The 18,346-nt window shown below is 72.3% G+C and carries 17 protein-coding genes and 1 tRNA gene; 8 read left to right on the forward strand and 10 right to left on the reverse strand.

What is annotated here, in order from left to right:
* The first annotated feature begins 99 nt into the window (after positions 1 to 99).
* Entirely contained in the window at positions 100 to 1,644 is a 1,545-nt protein-coding gene (locus tag ACLQ2R_RS07920) for a S1 family peptidase (protein ID WP_425958694.1), read from the forward strand.
* Positions 1,645 to 1,893: 249 nt separating this feature from the next.
* Entirely contained in the window at positions 1,894 to 2,760 is an 867-nt protein-coding gene (locus tag ACLQ2R_RS07925; protein WP_425958695.1) for a sugar phosphate isomerase/epimerase family protein, read from the forward strand.
* Between the two features lie 150 nt (positions 2,761 to 2,910).
* On the opposite strand, the gene ACLQ2R_RS07930 is transcribed toward ACLQ2R_RS07925, so the two are convergent.
* Positions 2,911 to 2,984: transfer RNA gene (locus ACLQ2R_RS07930), tRNA-Lys, on the reverse strand.
* A gap of 101 nt (positions 2,985 to 3,085) precedes the next feature.
* Between ACLQ2R_RS07930 and ACLQ2R_RS07935 the strand changes: the two genes are divergently transcribed.
* Together ACLQ2R_RS07935 and ACLQ2R_RS07940 are read left to right on the forward strand one after the other, a co-directional pair.
* Positions 3,086 to 3,937 (forward strand): AAA family ATPase, encoded by an 852-nt coding sequence (locus ACLQ2R_RS07935; RefSeq protein WP_425958696.1) that lies wholly within the window; start codon positions 3,086 to 3,088, stop codon positions 3,935 to 3,937.
* A gap of 70 nt (positions 3,938 to 4,007) precedes the next feature.
* Positions 4,008 to 5,372, forward strand: a complete 1,365-nt coding sequence (locus ACLQ2R_RS07940; RefSeq protein WP_425958697.1) for a vWA domain-containing protein — start codon at positions 4,008 to 4,010, stop codon at positions 5,370 to 5,372.
* A 125-nt stretch (positions 5,373 to 5,497) separates the two neighbouring features.
* On the opposite strand, the gene ACLQ2R_RS07945 is transcribed toward ACLQ2R_RS07940, so the two are convergent.
* Positions 5,498 to 6,256 carry a nuclease-related domain-containing protein gene (locus tag ACLQ2R_RS07945; RefSeq protein ID WP_425958698.1) on the reverse strand — a complete coding sequence of 253 codons (759 nt, stop codon included), beginning with the start codon at positions 6,254 to 6,256 and terminating at the stop codon, positions 5,498 to 5,500.
* A 199-nt stretch (positions 6,257 to 6,455) separates the two neighbouring features.
* Between ACLQ2R_RS07945 and ACLQ2R_RS07950 the strand changes: the two genes are divergently transcribed.
* Positions 6,456 to 7,040, forward strand: a complete 585-nt coding sequence (locus tag ACLQ2R_RS07950; protein ID WP_386241710.1) for a TetR/AcrR family transcriptional regulator — start codon at positions 6,456 to 6,458, stop codon at positions 7,038 to 7,040.
* Positions 7,041 to 7,093: 53 nt separating this feature from the next.
* Here ACLQ2R_RS07950 and ACLQ2R_RS07955 read toward each other — a convergent pair whose 3' ends face one another.
* From ACLQ2R_RS07955 to ACLQ2R_RS07965, 3 genes are all read right to left on the reverse strand, one after another.
* Positions 7,094 to 8,185 (reverse strand): acyl-CoA dehydrogenase family protein, encoded by a 1,092-nt coding sequence (locus tag ACLQ2R_RS07955; protein ID WP_425958699.1) that lies wholly within the window; start codon positions 8,183 to 8,185, stop codon positions 7,094 to 7,096.
* Between the two features lie 37 nt (positions 8,186 to 8,222).
* Entirely contained in the window at positions 8,223 to 9,398 is a 1,176-nt protein-coding gene (locus ACLQ2R_RS07960) for an acyl-CoA dehydrogenase family protein (RefSeq protein ID WP_425958700.1), read from the reverse strand.
* A 117-nt stretch (positions 9,399 to 9,515) separates the two neighbouring features.
* Positions 9,516 to 10,721: an acyl-CoA dehydrogenase family protein gene (locus ACLQ2R_RS07965; RefSeq protein WP_425958701.1), complete on the reverse strand. Its 1,206-nt coding sequence runs from the start codon at positions 10,719 to 10,721 to the stop codon at positions 9,516 to 9,518.
* Positions 10,722 to 10,880: 159 nt separating this feature from the next.
* On the opposite strand from ACLQ2R_RS07965, the gene ACLQ2R_RS07970 reads away from it, so the two are divergent.
* Complete coding sequence (locus ACLQ2R_RS07970) at positions 10,881 to 11,474, forward strand: GNAT family N-acetyltransferase (protein ID WP_425958702.1); 594 nt, start codon at positions 10,881 to 10,883, stop codon at positions 11,472 to 11,474.
* 64 nt (positions 11,475 to 11,538) lie between these two features.
* Here ACLQ2R_RS07970 and ACLQ2R_RS07975 read toward each other — a convergent pair whose 3' ends face one another.
* Entirely contained in the window at positions 11,539 to 12,120 is a 582-nt protein-coding gene (locus tag ACLQ2R_RS07975; RefSeq protein ID WP_425958703.1) for a TetR/AcrR family transcriptional regulator, read from the reverse strand.
* A gap of 75 nt (positions 12,121 to 12,195) precedes the next feature.
* Between ACLQ2R_RS07975 and ACLQ2R_RS07980 the strand changes: the two genes are divergently transcribed.
* The gene (locus ACLQ2R_RS07980; protein ID WP_425958704.1) at positions 12,196 to 13,428 is read left to right on the forward strand and encodes an FAD-dependent monooxygenase; all 1,233 of its coding nucleotides are present in this window, start codon (positions 12,196 to 12,198) and stop codon (positions 13,426 to 13,428) included.
* Positions 13,429 to 13,441: 13 nt separating this feature from the next.
* Here ACLQ2R_RS07980 and ACLQ2R_RS07985 read toward each other — a convergent pair whose 3' ends face one another.
* Complete coding sequence (locus ACLQ2R_RS07985) at positions 13,442 to 14,302, reverse strand: DMT family transporter (RefSeq protein WP_425958705.1); 861 nt, start codon at positions 14,300 to 14,302, stop codon at positions 13,442 to 13,444.
* Positions 14,303 to 14,485: 183 nt separating this feature from the next.
* Positions 14,486 to 14,848, reverse strand: coding sequence for a VOC family protein (locus tag ACLQ2R_RS07990; protein ID WP_425958706.1), 363 nt, complete (start codon positions 14,846 to 14,848; stop codon positions 14,486 to 14,488).
* Positions 14,849 to 15,244: 396 nt separating this feature from the next.
* On the opposite strand from ACLQ2R_RS07990, the gene ACLQ2R_RS07995 reads away from it, so the two are divergent.
* Entirely contained in the window at positions 15,245 to 16,150 is a 906-nt protein-coding gene (locus tag ACLQ2R_RS07995; RefSeq protein WP_425958707.1) for a DMT family transporter, read from the forward strand.
* Between the two features lie 152 nt (positions 16,151 to 16,302).
* Here ACLQ2R_RS07995 and ACLQ2R_RS08000 read toward each other — a convergent pair whose 3' ends face one another.
* Both ACLQ2R_RS08000 and ACLQ2R_RS08005 read right to left on the reverse strand, forming a co-directional pair.
* A complete protein-coding gene (locus ACLQ2R_RS08000; RefSeq protein WP_425958708.1) occupies positions 16,303 to 17,094 on the reverse strand; it encodes a class II aldolase/adducin family protein in 792 nt (263 codons plus the stop codon).
* Positions 17,091 to 18,242, reverse strand: coding sequence for a lactate 2-monooxygenase (locus ACLQ2R_RS08005; protein ID WP_425958709.1), 1,152 nt, complete (start codon positions 18,240 to 18,242; stop codon positions 17,091 to 17,093). The genes ACLQ2R_RS08000 and ACLQ2R_RS08005 overlap by 4 nt, the downstream gene beginning before the upstream one ends.
* Between the last annotated feature and the right edge of the window lie 104 nt (positions 18,243 to 18,346).

An 18,346-nucleotide genomic window follows, 5' to 3' on the forward strand; every position in this document is an offset into this window, starting at 1 on the left:
ATGATCTACAGTGGCGGTGTCCGCGTCGCACGGTCCGCCGGTGACACGATGCGAGTCCCCTCGAACGCTCCGGAAACAGAGGTCGAGGAGAGAAGACCCATGTCTCGCAGTCACGGCGCTGCCGCAGGATGCATTCTGGCGATCACCGCTCTCGTCCTGGGTGCCGTGCCGGCGAGCGCCCGCCCTCCGGCGGCCGACCCCGCCCATGCCGCCCATGCCGCCCATGCCGCCCATGCCGCCGATGCCGCCCGGCCCCTCCGGGTCACGCCTCCGCCGGGCATGCTGGAGGCCATTGAGCGCGACCTCGGCCTGAGCGCGAACCAGGCCCAGCAACGGTTGCTGAACGAGGCCCGCCTCACCCCCGTCGCGAACCAGCTGCGCAGGACGCTCGGTCCTCGTTTCGGCGGCGCGTGGCTGCGCGGCAACAGCGCGCACACGCTGGTGGTGGCCACCACCAGCGCCGCCGACATCCCCGTGATCCTCGCCGCGGGAGCGCAGGCCGAGGTCGTCCCCCGGTCGCTGGAGACCCTGGCCGAGATCAAGGAGGATCTCGACGCCGCCCTTCCGGGGAAGCCGCTGGTGTCCACCGTGCGTTACGTCGACGTCAAGGGCAACAGGGTGGTCGTGCTGGCCCCGCGGCCCGGCGAGGCCGAGACCGTCATCGAGGCCGCCGGCGTAGGCGGCCCGGCGGTGCTCGTGCTGCCCTCCACCGAGATCCCGCTGCCGCTGTACGACCTGGTCGGCGGCAACGCCTTCTACATCGGCGTCACCCGTCGCTGCTCGATCGCCTTCTCCGTCCTCAAGGGCGAGCAGACCGGGTTCGTCACCGCCGGCCACTGCGGTGTGAAGGGCACGACCACCACCGGCTTCAACCGCGTCGCCCAGGGCGTCTTCCAGGCGTCCTCCTTCCCCGGCGACGACTACGCCTGGGTCGCGGTCAACTCCACCTGGACGGCCACCCCCGCCGTGGACAACGGCCAGGGCGGCACCCTTCCCGTCGCCGGCGCCAAGGTCGCCATCGAGGGCGCCTCGGTCTGCCGGGCGGGCTCCACCACCGACTTCCACTGCGGTCTCATCCAGCAGCGCGACTCCAGCGTCACCTACCCCCAGGGCACCGTCTTCGGGCTGACCCGTACCACCGTCTGCGCCGAGGGCGGCGACTCGGGCGGCTCGTTCATCTCCGTCGACCAGGCCCAGGGCATCACCTCGGGCGGCTCGGGCGACTGCAACCTCGGCGGCGTCACCTACTTCCAGCCTCTCCTGGAGGTCCTGTCGGCCTACGGCCTGGAGCTGCGGACGACCGCGGGCAACCCCCCGCCGGTGAGCACCGGCACCTGCACCGGCTACTCCAGCACCTACGACGGCTCCCTGAAGGCAGGGAAGTCCTCCTACCAGCCGAGGGGGGTCTACTACACGACGAAGGTCAAGGGGACTCACGTCGGCTGCCTGGACGGCCCCCCCGGCGCCGACTTCGACCTGTACCTGCAGAGACTGGTCGGCCTGACCTGGAAGACCGTGGCCACCGGCGACGGCGCCGGCCCGGACGAGAGGATCAAATACCTCGGCGTACCGGGCCGCTACCGCTACAAGGTGACCGCCACGGCCGGTTCCGGCGACTACTCCCTGGGGTTCAACGCCCCCTGACCCCCCTCCCGGGCCTTTCTCCCCTTCTCCGGACCCCGGCGAGGCGACCGGCCGGACGCCTCGCGCCGGTCCTCCCGCCGGGGTCCCCGTCGCGTCGCGTCCCGGCGTTCCGCGTCACGGCGCGCCGGGATACGGTGAGCGGTGCCCGCCGAGCCGGGGTCCCGCGAGACAGGACCCGGCGAAGCCGGACCCGGTGAAGCGGGGCCGCGCGGCGGGACCGTGGAGGCGGGTCGCGAGAAGCGGGGCGTGATGGGACGGGTGTCGTCGCCGACGGCGGGGATGTGCAGTGTCACCTACCGGCCGCTGTCCGCGGACCGGATCGTCGAGCTGGCCGCGGCCGCCGGTCTCGACCGCGTCGAATGGGGCCAGGACGCGCACGTCCCGCTGGGGGACGAGGCCGAGGCGCGGCGCGTGGCGGAGGCGACCCGGGCCGCGGGCCTGGAGGTCTCCGCGCTGGGCTCGTACTACCGGGTGGGCGTCGTCGCCGACGCGGAGGAGGACCGGCGCATGTGGCGGCAGGTCCTCGACGCGGCGCGCGCGCTCGGCGCCCCGCGTATCAGGGTCTGGGCGGGGAACACCGGCTCGGCGGACGTGGGGGCGGCCGGGCGCCGCCGGATCGTGGACGGCCTGAAGCGGTGCGTCGACAGCGCGGCCGAGACGACGACGGACGGCGGCACCGGCGGCACCGGCGGCACCGGCGGCGGCACCGGCATCACCGTCGCCACCGAGTTCCACGCCGACACCCTCACCGACGAGATCGTCTCGGCCCGGTCGATGCTGGACGACGTCCCTGGCCTGCGGACCTACTGGCAGCCGCCGAACGGGATGCCGGACGAGGAGGCCCTGTCGGGGCTTCGCGCCGTGCTCGACCGGGTGGACGGGGTGCACGTGTTCAGCTGGTGGCCGACGAGCCGGGAGCGGTGGCCGCTGGAGCACCGGGAGGCGCTGTGGCGCGGCGCCCTGGCCACGGTCGCGGCGACGGGCCGTGAGATCGACGCGTCGATCGAGTTCGTCCCGGGCGACGACCCGGCGGTGCTGCCCCGGGAGGCGGCGACCCTGCGGCGCTACCTGCTGGGCGCCTCCGGCACCGCGAACGGCACGATCCCCCCGGCCTGAGGAAACGGCGCGAGTGTCCCGGCCGGAGGAAACCGGCACGAACACCCCGGCCGAAGAGACCGGGGCGGGCATCCGGCCGGAGGAAACGACGCGAACGGGAGAACGACACGGGTACCCCGGCTTCAAACCGGGGTGCCCGTGTCGTCGAGGTGCGCCGCCAGGGACTCGAACCCCGGACCCGCTGATTAAGAGTCAGCTGCTCTAACCAACTGAGCTAGCGGCGCGTGAAGCCCTTGAAGGATAGCGCACATCGGGCAGGGCTTCTCAACTCAGGACGATCACCCGCTAAGCTAGAACAACATTCGGTCCTGTACTGGGAGCTCACATGTGGTTCGCCTCGCCCGCCGACGCCAGCGAGCGGCTCAGCGCCGTCGGCTACCTCTCCGACGACTCGATCGCGACCTCGGTCTTCCTCGCGGGCGCGCTCGGCAAACCCCTCCTCGCGGAGGGGCCCGCCGGGGTGGGCAAGACCCAGCTCGCCAAGGCCGTGGCGGAGACCACCGGCGCGCGGCTGGTCAGGCTGCAGTGCTACGAGGGCCTGGACGAGGCCAGGGCCCTGTACGAGTGGAACTACAAGAAGCAGCTCCTGCGCATCCAGGCCGGGCAGGGCGAGGACTGGGACGCCACCCACGACGACATCTTCACCGAGGAGTTCCTGCTGGAGCGGCCGCTGCTCGCCGCGATCCGGTCCGAGACGCCCGTGGTCCTGCTGATCGACGAGATCGACAAGGCCGACGTGGAGGTCGAGGGGCTGCTGCTGGAGATCCTGTCGGACTACCAGGTCACCATCCCCGAGCTCGGCACGATCACCGCCGTGCGCAAACCGTACGTGGTGCTGAGCTCCAACGCGACCCGGGAGCTCTCCGAGGCGCTCAAGCGGCGCTGTCTCTACCTGCACCTGGAGTACCCGACGCCGGAGCGCGAGCGGGACATCGTGCTGGCCCGGGTGCCCTCGATCGAGGCGAGCCTGGCCGAGCAGCTCGCCCGTACGGTCGCCACCCTGCGGACCCTGGAGCTGAAGAAGGCGCCCTCGATCGCCGAGACCATCGACTGGGCCAACACACTGCTCGCCCTCGGCAGGACCGAGCTGGACGAGGAGGCCATCGGCGCCACCCTGGGCGTCGTGCTCAAGCACGCCTCCGACCAGACCCGGGCCCGCAAGGAACTGGCGCTGTGACCTCCTGGACGAAGCCGGGTCCGTGGCCTGAGGCCGGGACGGGGCCGGGGCTTCGGGCGGGAGGGACGCGATGAGCCTGCTCGACCGGCACGTGGGGTTCGTGCACGCGCTGCGCGAGGCCGGGCTGCCGGTCTCGCCCGCCGAGGGCCTGGACGCGGCCAGGGCGCTGGAGGTGATCGACCTGGCCGAGCGGGAGTCGCTGCGCGCCGCGTACGCCGCGACGCTGGTCAAGCGGCCCTCGCACCGGCCGGGCTTCGACACGCTGTTCGACCTGTGGTTCCCCGCCTCCACGACCGGCCTGCAGGCCGTACGCGAGGGCGGGCCCGACCTGGAGACCGCCGCCGTCCCCGAGCTGCGCGACCGGCTGGCGGAACTGCTGCTGGAGGCCGGGGGGGCGGACGACGGCATGAACGCGTTCGCGCGGGCGATGGTGGGCCGCTTCGGCCGCCAGCCCGCCGGACCCGGCCGGCAGAACTGGTTCTCCTACCCGGTGATGCGGGCGCTGTCCCCCGAGACGCTCATGGCCCGGCTGCTCGCCGAGGTGCTGGGCGGCCGGGAGCGCGGCGGCCTGGCCGAGAAGGTCGCCCGGCAGCGCATCGGCGAGAACATCGAGCGCTTCGGGGAGGCGGTCTCCACCGACGTGCGCCGCCGGATCGCCGAGGACTCCGGGATCGAGCGGATCGCCCGCTCCACGGTGCGCCCGCCGCTGGAACAGCTCGACTTCCTGAGGATCACCAAGGCCGACCTGGCCAGGCTCCGCCGGGAGGTGCACCCGCTGGCGCGGCGCCTGGCCGCCCGGCTGACCGTCAAGCACCGGCTCGGCCACCGGGGCCGCCTGGACTTCCGCCGGACCGTGCGAGCCTCGCTCTCCAGCGGCGGGGTGCCGCTGACCACGTTCAACAGGCCGCGCCGTCCGCACAAGCCCGAGCTGGTCGTGCTGTGCGACGCCAGCGACTCGGTCGCCTCCTTCGCCCACTTCACCCTGCTGCTCACGTACGCGCTGCGCGAGCAGTTCGCCAAGGTGCGGGCGTTCGGGTTCGTGGACACCGTCGACGAGATCACCCGGTTCTTCGTGCCGGGCGCCGACGTGGTGGAGGCGATGACCCGGCTGACGAAGGAGGCCGACATGGTGCGGTTCGGCCGGACCGACTACGGCCACGCGCTGGAGGGGTTCGCCGAGCGCTACGGCGACAGCGTCGGGCCGAAGACGTCCCTGCTGATCCTGGGCGACGCCCGGTCCAACTACCAGCCCCCCGCCCTGGACACGCTCAGGCGCCTGGCCCGCGAAGCCCGGCACGCCTACTGGCTCAACCCGGAGCCGACCGCCCAGTGGGACACCGGCGACTCGCTGGCGACGGCGTACGGCTGGGTCGTGCCGATGTACGAGTGCCGCAACGTGGCGCAACTCGCGGCCTTCATCGAGGAACTGGCCTGAGAGGACCGGTCCGGGACTCGTCCGGGAACGCCGTCCGAGACGCGTCCACGGGCACCGTCCGGGGTCGGCCGGTGTCCGGGGCTCGTCCGGAGGCGCCGTTGCGGGCTCGCCCGGAGCGGGCGGGGTCAGCTCATTCGGCGCAGCACCCGGGCGGCGGTCCTGGCCAGCAGTTCCACCTGGGTCTCGTCGAAGTCGGCCCGCGCGCCGTTGCGGATCCAGCGCACGACCAGCCGCGGCTTGAGCAGGGTGATCCCCTCGGCGGTGACCGATCGCCTGAGCTGCCCGCCGTGCACCGCGATCAGCGGCTCGATGGTCACCGGCACGCCCGACTCGCGGGAGAGCACCTCGGCCAGCGCCTCGGACACCTCGACGAGTGCCTTGGCCGTCTTCGTGCCGTACTTCTCCCCCAGGAACAGCCGGTCGCCGTAGCGGGCGATCTCGGTGTCGGGGTCCCACGCCTCGTTGTCGACCACCCAGATGCCGCCGGGGCCGATGACGAGGTGGTCGATCGAGGCCTTGCCCGGGACGGACCGGCCGTCCAGGATCTGGTACCCGGCCCTGCGCAGCCTGCGGCGGAGCAGTTTCCCGGTGATCGTCGCCCCCCGGCGCCTGCCGCGCCAGACGGCGGTGGCGTCGTACTGCCGCCAGGCCCACAGCGCGTCCCCCGCGGCGACGAGCAGGCCGCAGAGCAGGCCGACGACCGGCATGGACAGGCCGAACCGGTAGGCCAGCACGACGCCCGCGACCAGTCCGGCCACGGCCTTGACCGCGCGCATCTTCCTGCGCTCGCCGGCCTCCTTGACCCAGAACTGCTCGTACATGACCTGGGGCGACAGGCCGTGGACCTGGTCGACCGGGGTGACGTAGATGGATCCGCCGGGCATAGCGAGCCCCCATGGGTGGACGGCCGGGAAGGAGGAGGCGGATCTGCCACGTTGAAGATCCCTGCGCTATGAAATACCCAATTTGGAGCTCCAGCTATCCCCGCGTCGCGAAGGTGACGCAAGTAACACGAATTCGCCAGTCACCCGCGACGGAACCGACCAGTCGGTATGCTTTCCCTCACCACACCATGGGGGACGTATGACTCAGGACCACGAGCCGGTACGGCAGCGGCTGCTCGGCGAGGCCACCCGCCTCTTCGCCGAGCGGGGCTTCGAGAGCACCTCCGTGCAGGAGGTCGTCTCGGCGGCCGGTGTCACCAAGGGCGCAATGTACCACTACTTCGACTCCAAGGACGACCTGCTCCACGAGATCTACGGGCGCGTGCTCCGCATGCAGATGGAGCGGCTGACCCGCATCGCCGACGGCTTCGGGCCGGTGTCGGAGCGCCTGCACGCCGCCGCCGCGGACGTCGTGACGACCACCGTGGAGAACCTCGACGACTCCAAGATCTTCTTCCGCTCGATGCACCTGCTCGCGCCGGACACGCGCAAGGTCGTCCGCGCCGAGCGGCGCAACTACCACGAGCGTTTCCGCGACCTGGTCGTCGAGGGACAGCGCGAGGGCACCTTCAGGAGCGACGTCCCCGCCGACATCGTCGTGGACTTCTTCTTCGGCTCGGTGCACCACCTGGGCACCTGGTACAGCACCGAGGGCCCGCTCTCGGGCCCCGAGCTGGGCGCCCACTTCGCCGACCTCCTGCTGACCTCGCTCCGCCCGCAGTAGACCGCCCGCAGCCGGGGCCGTCCCCGGGTGGGAACGGCCCCGGACGGAACGGGTCAGGCGGGCGCGGGCAGGTTCGCCAGGGTGGCCAGCGCCTCCCGGTGGGCCCCGGGGGTGCCGAGCGCGATCTCGGTGGCCTTGGCGCGCTTGAGATAGAGGTGCACCGGGTGCTCCCAGGTCATCCCGATCCCGCCGTGCAACTGGACGCTCTCCTCGGCGACGTGCACCGCCACCTCCGAGCACCACGACGCGGCCACCGCCGCCGCCAGCTCGCGGTCCCCGGAGGCGTGCGACACATCCGCGTCCTCGGCCAGCAGGTCGGCGGCGTTCCTCGCGGCGGCGCGGGCACGCACCACGTCCAGCCAGAGGTCGGCCATCCGGTGCTTGATCGCCTGGAAGGACCCCACGGGCCGGGCGAACTGGTGGCGCTCCTTGATGTAGGCGAGCGTCGTGTTCAGGCACCACTCGGCGACGCCGAGCTGCTCGGAGGCGAGCAGCCCCGCGCCGAAGCTCAGCACCTCGCGCGCGTCGAACGTGCCGATCTCCTCGGCGGGGGTGCCGGAGAACGTGAGGGTGGAGATCGGCCTCGTCAGGTCGAGCGACGGCACCGTCTCGATCCGGACGTCCGCGGCCGCGACCCGGTAGAGGGTCGTCCCGACGGGGACGAGCAGCACGTCCGCGACGTCCGCGCCCGCCACCGCCCGGATCTCGCCGTCCAGGACCCTGCCGTCCGTGACGGTGAGGGTCTCCGGCAGCGGCCGGTACGGCGAGGCCGCCAGCGACACCGCGAGCGCCGCCGTCGTCTCCCCCGAGGCGAGCTCCCGGATCAGCTCCCTCTCGCCCGCCGCCAGCAGCGCCTTGGTGGCCAGCACGGAGCTGGTGAGGAACGGCAGCGGCGCCACGGCCCGCCCCAGCTCCTCCAGCACCACCGCGACCTCGCGCGCCGACGCGCCCGCGCCGCCGTACTCCTCCGGCACGAGCAGGCCCGCCACCCCGATCTCCCGGGACAGCCTCTTCCACAGGTCCATGTCGTACGGCGCCTCGGACTCGACGCGCCTCAGCACGGCGTCGGGTCCGCAGCGGTCGGCGAGAAGGTCGCGCACGGAGGCCCGGAGCTCCTCCTCGACCTCGGTATACAAAAGCGTCACAGGTCGCTCACCGCTCCTCGTTCGTTTCCGCCCGTCGTCACCGCGGGAGGTCCTTCCAGGGCACGTCCTTGTCGACGCGGGGCTCCGAGGGCAGGCCGAGCACGCGTTCGGCGACGATGTTGCGCAGGATCTCCGAGGTGCCGCCCTCGATGGAGTTGCCCTTGGCCCGCAGGTAGCGGTACCCCGGGCCCCGGCCGAAGAAGTCGACGGTGTCGGAGCGGCGGAAGGTCCAGTCGTCGTAGGTCAGCCCCTCCTCGCCGAGCATCTCCACCTCCAGCCCGGACAGGGCCTGGTTGAGGGAGGCGAAGGCGAGCTTCATCCCCGAGCCCTCGGGGCCCGGCTGCCCGGCGGAGAGCTGCTCGCGCAGGCGCGACCCGGCCAGGCGGGTCACGTCCGCCTCCACCCACAGGCGGAGCAGGCGCTGGTGCAGCTCGTGGGTGCGCACCTCGGGCCGGGAGCGCCAGGTCTCCGACACCAGGCCGACCACGCCGCCGCCCCGCTTGACCGGCGCGCCGCCGATCGCGACCCGCTCGTTCATCAGCGTGGTCTGCGCGACCCGCCAGCCGTCGCCGACCTCGCCCAGCCGCAGGTCGTCACCGAGCCGTACGCCGGTGAGGAAGACCTCGTTGAACTCGGCCTCGCCGGTGATCTGCCGCAGCGGCCTGACCTCGACCCCCGGGGCCTGCATGTCGCACACGAAGTAGGTCATGCCGCGGTGCTTGGGCACGTCCACGTCGGTCCTGGCGACCAGGATCGCCCACCGGGAGTGGTGCGCGCCCGAGGTCCACACCTTCTGCCCGTCCACCACCCACTCGTCGCCGTCCCTGACCGCGCGGGTGCCGAGCGTGGCCAGGTCGGACCCGGCGCCGGGCTCGCTGAAGAGCTGGCACCAGATCTCCTCGCCGGTCCACAGCGGGCGCAGGAACCGCCGGCGCTGCTCCTCGGTGCCGAACGCCAGGATCGTCGGCGCCGCCATGCCCAGCCCGATCGTCTGCAGCCCCGGGTTGATCTGCGGTGTCCCCGCGAGCTCGTGCTCGACGACGTTCTGCAGTTCACGGGCCGCTCCGAGCCCGCCGAGCCCCTCGGGGAAGTGCACCCAGGCGAGCCCGGCGTCGAACCGGGCCCGCAGGAACTCCAGCCGGTCCCCGGCCGGGTCGTGCTCGGCCAGGAACGCGGCCACGCGTTCCCTGACCGCCTTCTCGTCCAGTGCCACGGACGCTCCCTTCGTCGATCTCCGTCGATTACGCGCCCCCACGGCCCGGGGCGCCCTCGCGCCGCCCGTCCTCCGCGGTGTGCCCGTACGGGCTCCCGGGAAGGCGGGCGGAGCGGGTCAGGGCATGTACTTCTTGAGCTCCCGGTAGGCCAGGGAGCGCTTGTGGACCTCGTCGGGCCCGTCGGCGAGCCGCAGCGAGCGCGCGCCCGCCCACAGGCCGGCCAGCGGGAAGTCCTGGCTGACGCCCCCGGCGCCGTGCGCCTGGATGGCCTTGTCCAGGATCCACTCCACGTCACGCGGGGTGGCGATCTTGATGGCCTGGATCTCGGCGTGGGCACCCCGGTTGCCGACGGTGTCCATCAGCCAGGCGGTCTTCAGCACGAGCAGCCGGAGCTGCTCGATCCTCACCCGCGACTCGGCGATCCAGTCCTGGACGACGCCCTGCTGGGCGATCGGTTTTCCGAACGCGGTCCGCGCCAGGGTCCGGACGCACATCAGCTCGACCGCCCGCTCGGCCATCCCGATCAGCCGCATGCAGTGGTGGATGCGGCCGGGGCCGAGGCGGGCCTGCGCGATCGCGAAGCCGCCGCCCTCCTCGCCGATCAGGTTGTCGGCCGGCACCCGGGCGTCCTCGAAGACGATCTCGGCGTGCCCGCCGTGGTCGGAGTCGGAGTAGCCGAAGACGTGCATGCCCCGCTTGACGTGCATGCCGGGCGTGTCACGCGGCATGAGGATCATCGACTGCTGCCGGTGCGAGGACGCCTCGGGGTCGGTCTTGCCCATCACGATGAAGATCGCGCAGTTGGGGTTCATCGCGCCGGAGGCGAACCACTTGCGGCCGTTGACGACGTACTCGGAGCCGTCCCTGACGATCGACAGGGCGATGTTCGTGGCGTCGGAGGAGGCGGTGTCCGGCTCGGTCATGGCGAACGCCGACCGGATCTCGCCGCGCAGCAGCGGCTCCAGCCACCGCTCCCGCTGCCGCTCGTCGCCGAACATGGAGAGGACCTCCATGTTGCCGGTGTCGGGGGCGGCGCAGTTGGTCGCGGCCGGGGCGATCCTGGGCGAGCGGCCCATGATCTCGGCCAGCGGAGCGTACTGGAGGTTCGTCAGCCCGGCGCCGTGGTCGCCCGGCAGGAACAGGTTCCACAGGTCCCGCTTGCGGGCCTCCTCCTTGAGGTCCTCCAGCATCGGCGGGCTCGCCCACCCGCTCTCCGCGGCCTGGACCTCGAAGGCCTCCTCCGCCGGGTAGACGCACTCGTCCATGAAGGCGAGCAGGCGCTCCCTCAGCTTCTCGGTCTGGGCGTCGAACGCGAAATCCATGGGGTCTCCTCACGGTCTCCCGTGAGCGTACCGACCGGACGGTATGAGTGTCGACAGGCCGGGGGGCCGAACCCGGCCGATCCGCGGGCAGAGTGGTCTCCCCGAACACGCCGGGAGTGGACCTACGGAGGAGTCCACCCGGGATCCTAAAGTCATCCCATGACCGCGAAGATGCCCGATCCCGTCGTTCTCGAGGGCGACACCGTACGACTGGAGCCGCTGACCGCGGAGCACGTCCCCGACCTCTTCCTGGCCGGGGGAGGCGACGAGGAGGTGTGGCGCTGGGTGACCTACGACCCCCCGCGCAGCGAGGCGGAGCAGGCCAGGATCGCGGCACACCTGCTCGAGACACCCGACCACGTCCCGTTCGCCGTGATCCTGCGCGAGAGCGGCCGGGCGGTCGGCTCGACCTGCTACATCGACACCCCCGGATACGCCGAGAGCATCGAGATCGGCTGGACCTGGTACGCCAGGTCGGTCTGGCGCTCCACGGTGAACACCGAGTGCAAGATCCTGCTGATCGACCACGCCTTCGACGTGCTGGGCGTGAACCGGGTGCAGCTCAAGACCGACCACCTCAACGTCCGCTCGCAGAACGCGATCAGGCGCATCGGCGGCGTGCACGAGGGCACGCTGCGCCGCCACCGCCGCCGCACGGACGGCTCCTGGCGCGACACCGTCTACTTCGGCATCCTCGACGACGAGTGGCCCGCCCACCGCGCCCGCCTCACCGCCCGTCCCGCCGCCCGCTGAACCGGGCCCGGCGGCTCCCGGTCCCCGGGAACGTCAGGCGGGTGGATTGCGGCCTCCAGGACCGTCAGGCGGGCGGATTGCGGCCGAGCATGCCGCGCATCAGTTCCCCGATGCCCTGGCGCAGGTCGTCCAGGCTCGGTTCGACGCCGGCACCGGCGACGGCGTCGAACATCACCCCCTCGCTGAAGGCGACCAGCAGGCGGCCGTGCCGTACCGGATCGGAGGACCCCGCCGCGGACAGGATCGCGACCGCGGGGTCACGGAACCTCTCGCCGGCCCGGTCGTAGATCGTGCGCAGCTCCGGGCGCCGGGTGGCCTCCAGGGCGAGCTCGTAGCGGGCGATCAGCGTCTCGCGTCCCACGGTCAGCTGCGTCCGGAGCGCCTGGGCCGTCATCTCCACCAGGACGTCCACCATGTCCGTCGCCGAGGCGGAAAGGAGCGGTTCGAACGTGGCGGCCTCCAGGCGGGCGAGGCGCGCGAGGGTCAGTTCGAGCAGCGCGGAACGGGTGCGGGCCAGGTTCGAGGTCGACCCGGGCGGCAGGCCCGCCGCCTCGTCCACGGCCCGGTGGGTCAGTCCGCGCATGCCCCGCTCCGCCAGCAGGGTGATGGCGGTGTCGGCGACCAGGTCGGCGCGCGGTGATGTCACCCTCCCGATACTACATTTGTAGTCAGACTACGGATGTAGTAGGTTTCACTACATTCGTAGTGAGGGGGATGGGTCATGGCACACGCGGTGGTCATCGGGGCGGGCATCGGCGGGCTGACCGCGGCGGTCGCGTTACGCGGGCGGGGGTGGGACGTGACCGTGTTCGAGCGGGCGTCGTCCCTGGAGCCGGTCGGCTCCGGCCTGGCCGTCGCCGCGAACGCGCTCAGGGCCCTGGACACGATCGGCGTCGGCGACGAGATCCGCGCGCTGTCGGCCGTCCAGGGCTCGGGGGGCATCCGGCGCTCCGACGGCAGCTGGCTGATGAGGACGAGTGTGGAGGAGGCCGCCGCGCGCAACGGCGGCGACTCCCTGGTGCTGCTGCGCCGCTCGGACCTGGTCGACGCGCTCTCCTCGCGCCTTGAGGCGAGCACTCTGCGGCTGGACACCCCGGTCCTGCGGGTCGAGCCCGAGGAGGGCGTGGTGGTCCTCCCCGACGGCACGGTGACGGCCGACCTGGTGGTGGCGGCCGACGGCATCCACTCCCCCGTCAGGTCCGCGCTGTTCCCCGGCCACCCCGGCCCGCGCTACGCGGGCGTCACGAGCTGGCGGCTGCTCGTCCAGGCCGACGGCGTCCCGGGCCGGGCCCACGAGAGCTGGGGGCGCGGGACGGTCTTCGGGGTCATGCCGCTGACCGGCGGGACGGTCTACTGCTACGCCACCGACACCGTCCCCGCGGGCGGCGACCGCACCGGCGGGAACGGCGGCGACCGCACCGGCGGGAACGGCGGGGAGAACGGCGGCGGGAACGGCGAACTCGGTGAGCGCCGGCTCGCCGAGCTGCGGCGGCTGTTCGGGGACTGGCACGCCCCGATCCCGGAGCTGCTCGCGGCCGCCTCGCCCCGGGCGGTGCTCAGGAACGACGTCCACTACCTGGCCACCCCGCTGCCCGCCATGCACCGGGGCAGGGTCGCCCTGCTGGGTGACGCCGCGCACGCCATGACCCCCAACATGGGCCAGGGCGCCTGCCAGGCGATCGAGGACGCGGTGGTCCTGGCCCACGTGATGGGAGACGGGGAGCACGGAGGAGACGGGAAGAACGGCGGCCTGGCCGCCTACACGGCCGCCCGGCTGGGCCGTACCTCCGAGATCGTGGCCAGGTCCGCGTCGATCTGCCGCGCCACCCGGTTGCGCAACCCCCTGGCCGTACGACTGCGTGACGGCGCGATGGCGCTGAGCTGGCGGCTCGCCCCGTCGAGGGTGAACGGCGCGCTGGACGAGGTGCTCGGCTGGACGCCGCCCTCGAACTGACCGGGAACGACGGCTACGACGAGACGGAGGTCTTCTCGCGGATCTCGGCGGGGACGCCGTGGTCCGGCGAGAGCCTTCCCAGGGTGACCGTTCCCCAGATCAGCAGCGCGGCGGCACCCAGGGCGGGGACCACGTTCACCCAGCCGCTGGGGACCGCCTCGTCGAGCAGCAGCGTGCCCGCCAGGATCGAGGTGATCGGGTCGACCACCTGGACGGCCGCGTACGAGATCCCGAAGTAGCCCACCTCGTAGGTCTTCTGCAGCAGCACGACCGCGATGACGAGCAGCACCGGGATGGCGACCGTGAACCAGGTGAGCAGCGTGCTCAGGTCGCCGTCGAAGTTCCCGCCCACCACCCGGACGAAGGTGGAGACGCTGGCCGTCGTCGCCCCGGCCGCGACCGACAGCATGAGCGCCCGGGGCGAGCCGCTCATCCTGCGTCCCAGCAGGTGGGTGAGCAGCACGACCAGCCCGACACAGCCGAGGAAGCCCAGTGCCTCCTGGTTCGTCATGTCCGGCCTGACCGGATGGGAGGGGATCAGGAGCATCAGGACGAGCAGCCCCACGGCCACCGCCAGCGAGCCGAGGATCTCCGCCCGGTACGGGCGCCTGCCGTGCAGCAGCGCCGCCAGCGGCACCGCGAACACCAGCGTCGCCACGCTGATCGGTTGCACCGCGATCAACGGCGCGAAGCTGAGCGCGACGGCGTGCAGGGAGGCCCCGGTGAAACCGATGATGCCGCCCAGCCACCAGCGGGGCCGTTTCATCAGTTTCAGCGAGGCGCCCTCGGAGACCGCCTCGAACTGCTGGAGCGCGGCTCCGAGGGCGTAACCCAGCGCGCCGACCAGTGCGATCGATATCCCGACCCAGGTCATCGCCACTCCGCAGAGCGGACAGGGCATACGGAAAGAAGCGATTCTCGGGTCATCTTGCAAGCTTAGGGCGCCGGAGGAACGGGTAGGGACTCGCGCCCGACCAATTCCGCGACGCCCGAACCGTCTCAGGCGGCCCCGCCCCGCCCCCTCGGCCGGGATCGCCGCGCGCCGGGCACGGACCGGTTACCCGGCGGACGGGCAGACGCAGAACAGGTGCCCCTCCGGGTCGGCCATGACGACCCACTTGTCCTCGTCGGGCTGGAAGTCCGGCTTGGTGGCGCCGAGCTCCAGGTAGTCCTCGACGGCCTGCTTCACGTCCGGGACGCGCACGTCGAGGTGGAACTGCTTGTCGGGGCCGGGCCAGACGGACGGCTTGCGGTCGAGGTTCTGCTGGAAGTAGATGGTCGTCGTGCCGTCGCCGATGCCGGCGTAGGTGTCCTCGGCGTACTGGACCTCGTAGCCGAACACGGTCGCGTAGAACCCGGCCAGCCGCCTGGGCTCGGCGCAGTCGATGTTCACGGCGAGGAATTGCGCTTTCGTCGTCATGCGCCGATCATCCCGTCGGCCGTACGCGCGGACACGGAACGGTCGGCGTTCACCGCGAGGAATTGCACTTTCATGGTCATGTGCCGATCGTCCCGGCCGTACCTGTCACCTGCTGTCAGGTTCCCGGGGGAATGACGACCGGCGTCCTGACGTCCCGACGTCCCGACGTCCCGACGTCCCGACGTCGTGACGACCGGTGCTCCGACGGCCGGAAAGGGTGTGGTCCTCGGGGAGCGGCCCGGTTATCGTGGGCCCGTGTTCCTGAGCGTCTCTCCGCCCCCCGCCCGCTAGCGGGCGGCCCTCTCTCCTGACAGACCGGACCCGGGTGGTCCGGTGGGTGCCTGCCGTCCGCACACGTGCGACCTGACGACGATCACCTCATCTGGAGAGACCCCCATGACGCATGTCTCCGTACGGCGGGGCCTGCTGTACGTTTCCATCGCGGCGACCGCCTGGGGTACGGGCGGCGCCGCCGGCGCGCTGCTCGACCTGACCGGCGGGCTCGGCCCCGTCGCCGTCTCCTTCTGGCGGTTCGCCGCCGGGGCGGTGCTGCTCCTGCTCGCCTCCCGCCTGTTCGGCCTGGGAGGGAACGCGCGGCGGCCCGGCCCGCCCCGGAATCTCGGCGGCGTCCTGGTCACCGGCGCGGGGATGGCCGTCTACCAGACCGCGTACTTCGCGGCGATCGCGGAGTCGGGCCTGGCCGTGGCGACCGTGGTCACCATCGGCGCCACCCCCGTCCTGGTGGCCGCCGGGGGACGGCTGCTGCTGGGCGAACGGCTGGGCGCGGCCGGGCTGGGTTCGGTCGCGGTCGCGCTGGCCGGTCTGGCCCTGCTGACCCTCGGCGACGGTTCTTCGTCCTTCTCGGCGTCCGGCACCGGGTGGGCCCTGCTGTCGGCGGCGGGGTACGCGGGGGTGACGCTGCTCAACCGGGCCTTCGCGACGGAACCGTACGCCACCGCGACGGGCGGCTTCGTCGTCGGCGGGCTCTGCCTGCTGCCGATCGCGCTCGTCCAGGGCCTGCTGCCCTCCGGCGATCCGCTCGTCTTCTGGACGATCATCGCCTATCTCGGCGCGGTCCCGACGGCCCTGGCCTACGGGCTCTTCTTCGTCGGCCTGGGAGCGGTGCGCGCCACCACCGCCTCGGTGGTCTCGCTGGTGGAGCCGGTGGGCGCGGCGCTCCTGGGTGTCCTGCTGTTCGGCGAGCGGCTCACCGCGGTCGCGGCGTGCGGCGGGGGCCTGCTGCTCGGCGCGGTCGTCCTGCTGGCCCTGAACGAGAGGGGACGGGCGGGCGCCCCGGCGTGAGGTCCGCCCCGGCACGGTGAGCCGTACGCCCCCGCGAGAGCGTACGGCCCACCGGACGGACGGCCCACCCGACGGACGGCCCACCCGACGGACGGCCCACGGGACGGACGGGCTCACCCGACGGGCTCACCGGACGGACCGCCCGCAGGATGTCAGCCGAACAGATCGGGCTCGGTCGTGGTGATCTGGTCGTACAGCGGCTGGAAGTTGATCCAGCCGACCGTGTCGTTGCCGATCTGCCCGTGGGTGAGCTTGGCGTTCTCGTGGCTGATCGGGATGGTCGGCCCCGCCGCCTTGGCCAGGAGCTGGGCCTGGCACGAGCGCTCCAGCGTGATGAACCACCAGGCGGCGGCGTCCACGGTCTCCCCCACCGTGAGCAGTCCGTGGTTGCGCAGGATGACCGCCTTGTTGGAGCCGAGGACCTGGGCGATGCGGCGCCCCTCCTCGGTCTCCAGCACGACGCCCGTGTAGTCGTCGAACAGGGAGATGTCCTCGTAGAAGGCGCACGCGTCCTGGGTGAGGGGCTCCAGCAAGGTGCCCAGCGTGGAGAGCGCCTTGCCGTACACCGAGTGGCTGTGCGCGGCGGCGACCACCTCCGGCCTGGCCTGGTGGACCATCGAGTGGATCGCGAACGCGGCCTGGTTGACGTGGTAGCGCCCCTCGACCACCTGGCCCTCGTGGTTGACCAGGATCAGGTCGGCGATCGTGATGTGCCGGAACGACATGCCGAACGGGTTCACCCAGAAGTGGTCGGTGTGCTCGGGATCGCGGACGGTGATGTGACCGGCCACGCCCTCCTCGAAGCCGAACCTGCCGAACAGCCGCAGCGCCGCGACCAGGCGTTCCTGGCGGTGGCGGCGCTCCTCCTGCACGGTCGCGAACGCCTGCGGCAGGCGGAAGGTCAGCTGGTCGGCAGGGATCGGCCGCAGGTCGGACAGGCTCATGGTGCCTCCAGGATGGAAGGGTCGAGGCCGGCGGGGCCGTCGTGGCCCGCCAGGCCGAGGGTCAGGTCGATCTCGGCGAGCAGGGAGCGCAGCACGTGGCGGACGCCGTCCTCGCCGCCCACCGCCAGCCCCCACATGTACGGGCGTCCCAGCAGGACGGCCCGCGCGCCCAGGGCGAGGGCCTTGACGACGTCGGAGCCGGTGCGCACCCCCGAGTCGAACAGCACGGTCAGCCGGTCGCCCACGGCCGCCGCGACCGCGGGGAGCGCGTCCAGCGACGCCGTGGCGCCGTCGACCTGGCGGCCCCCGTGGTTGGAGACGACCACGCCGTCCATGCCCGCGTCGGCGGCGCGCAGCGCGTCGTCGGCGTGCTGGATCCCCTTGAGGACGATCGGCCCGTCCCAGTTGTCGCGCAGCAGCGACAGCTCCTCCCAGGTGTGGGCCCGGCCGTTGAACATCGGCACCCACTGGATGATCGCCGCGTTCAGGTCCTCCTCGACGGGACGCTCCAGCTTCGAGCGGAACACCGGGTCCGAGAACGGGATCGCCAGGCCGGTGCCGCGCAGGAACGGCAGGTAGGCCTGGTCGAGGTCGTGCGGGCGCCAGGCCAGCGTCCAGGTGTCGAGGGTGACGACCAGGGTGTCGTACCCGCTTTTGGCGGCCCGGTCCAGCAGGCTGAGCGTCACCTCGTCGTCGTGCGGCCAGTAGAGCTGGAACCAGCGGGGGCCTCCGGCCTCGGCCACCTCCTCGATCGTGTGCGAGGCGGCGGTGCTGAGCACCACGGGGACGCCGAGCGAGGCGGCGGCCCTGGCGGTGGCCATCTCCCCGTCGGGGTGCACGATCGACTGCACCCCGATCGGCGCCAGCGCCAGCGGCGCGGGCCAGGTCCTGCCGAACACCTCCACGCTCAGGTCCCTCACCGAGACGTCGCGGAGCATCCGGGGCACGATCCTCCGCCGGTCGAACGCCTCGCGGTTGGCGCGCTGGGTCGCGCCGATGCCCGCGGACCCCGCCACGTACCAGTACGGTCCCGGCTCCAGCCGCTCGCGCGCCACCCGCTCCAGCTCCGCGAAGGACGTCGAGTACGGGGGCGGTTGTCCCGCGAGACCGTTCAGGTAGATCTCGTACTGGTAATCGGAGAACGACATATCCCAACCTTTGTGCCGATCGTGGAGAATGTCCACGCCTGGGCGGACAGAACCGGCTCCCGATCGTCCCCCGGGCAGGTGGAGCGTCCGCTCCTCGGGTCCCG

It is taken from the genome of Streptosporangium sp. DT93 (genome assembly GCF_049844535.1).
GTDB lineage: Bacteria > Actinomycetota > Actinomycetes > Streptosporangiales > Streptosporangiaceae > Streptosporangium.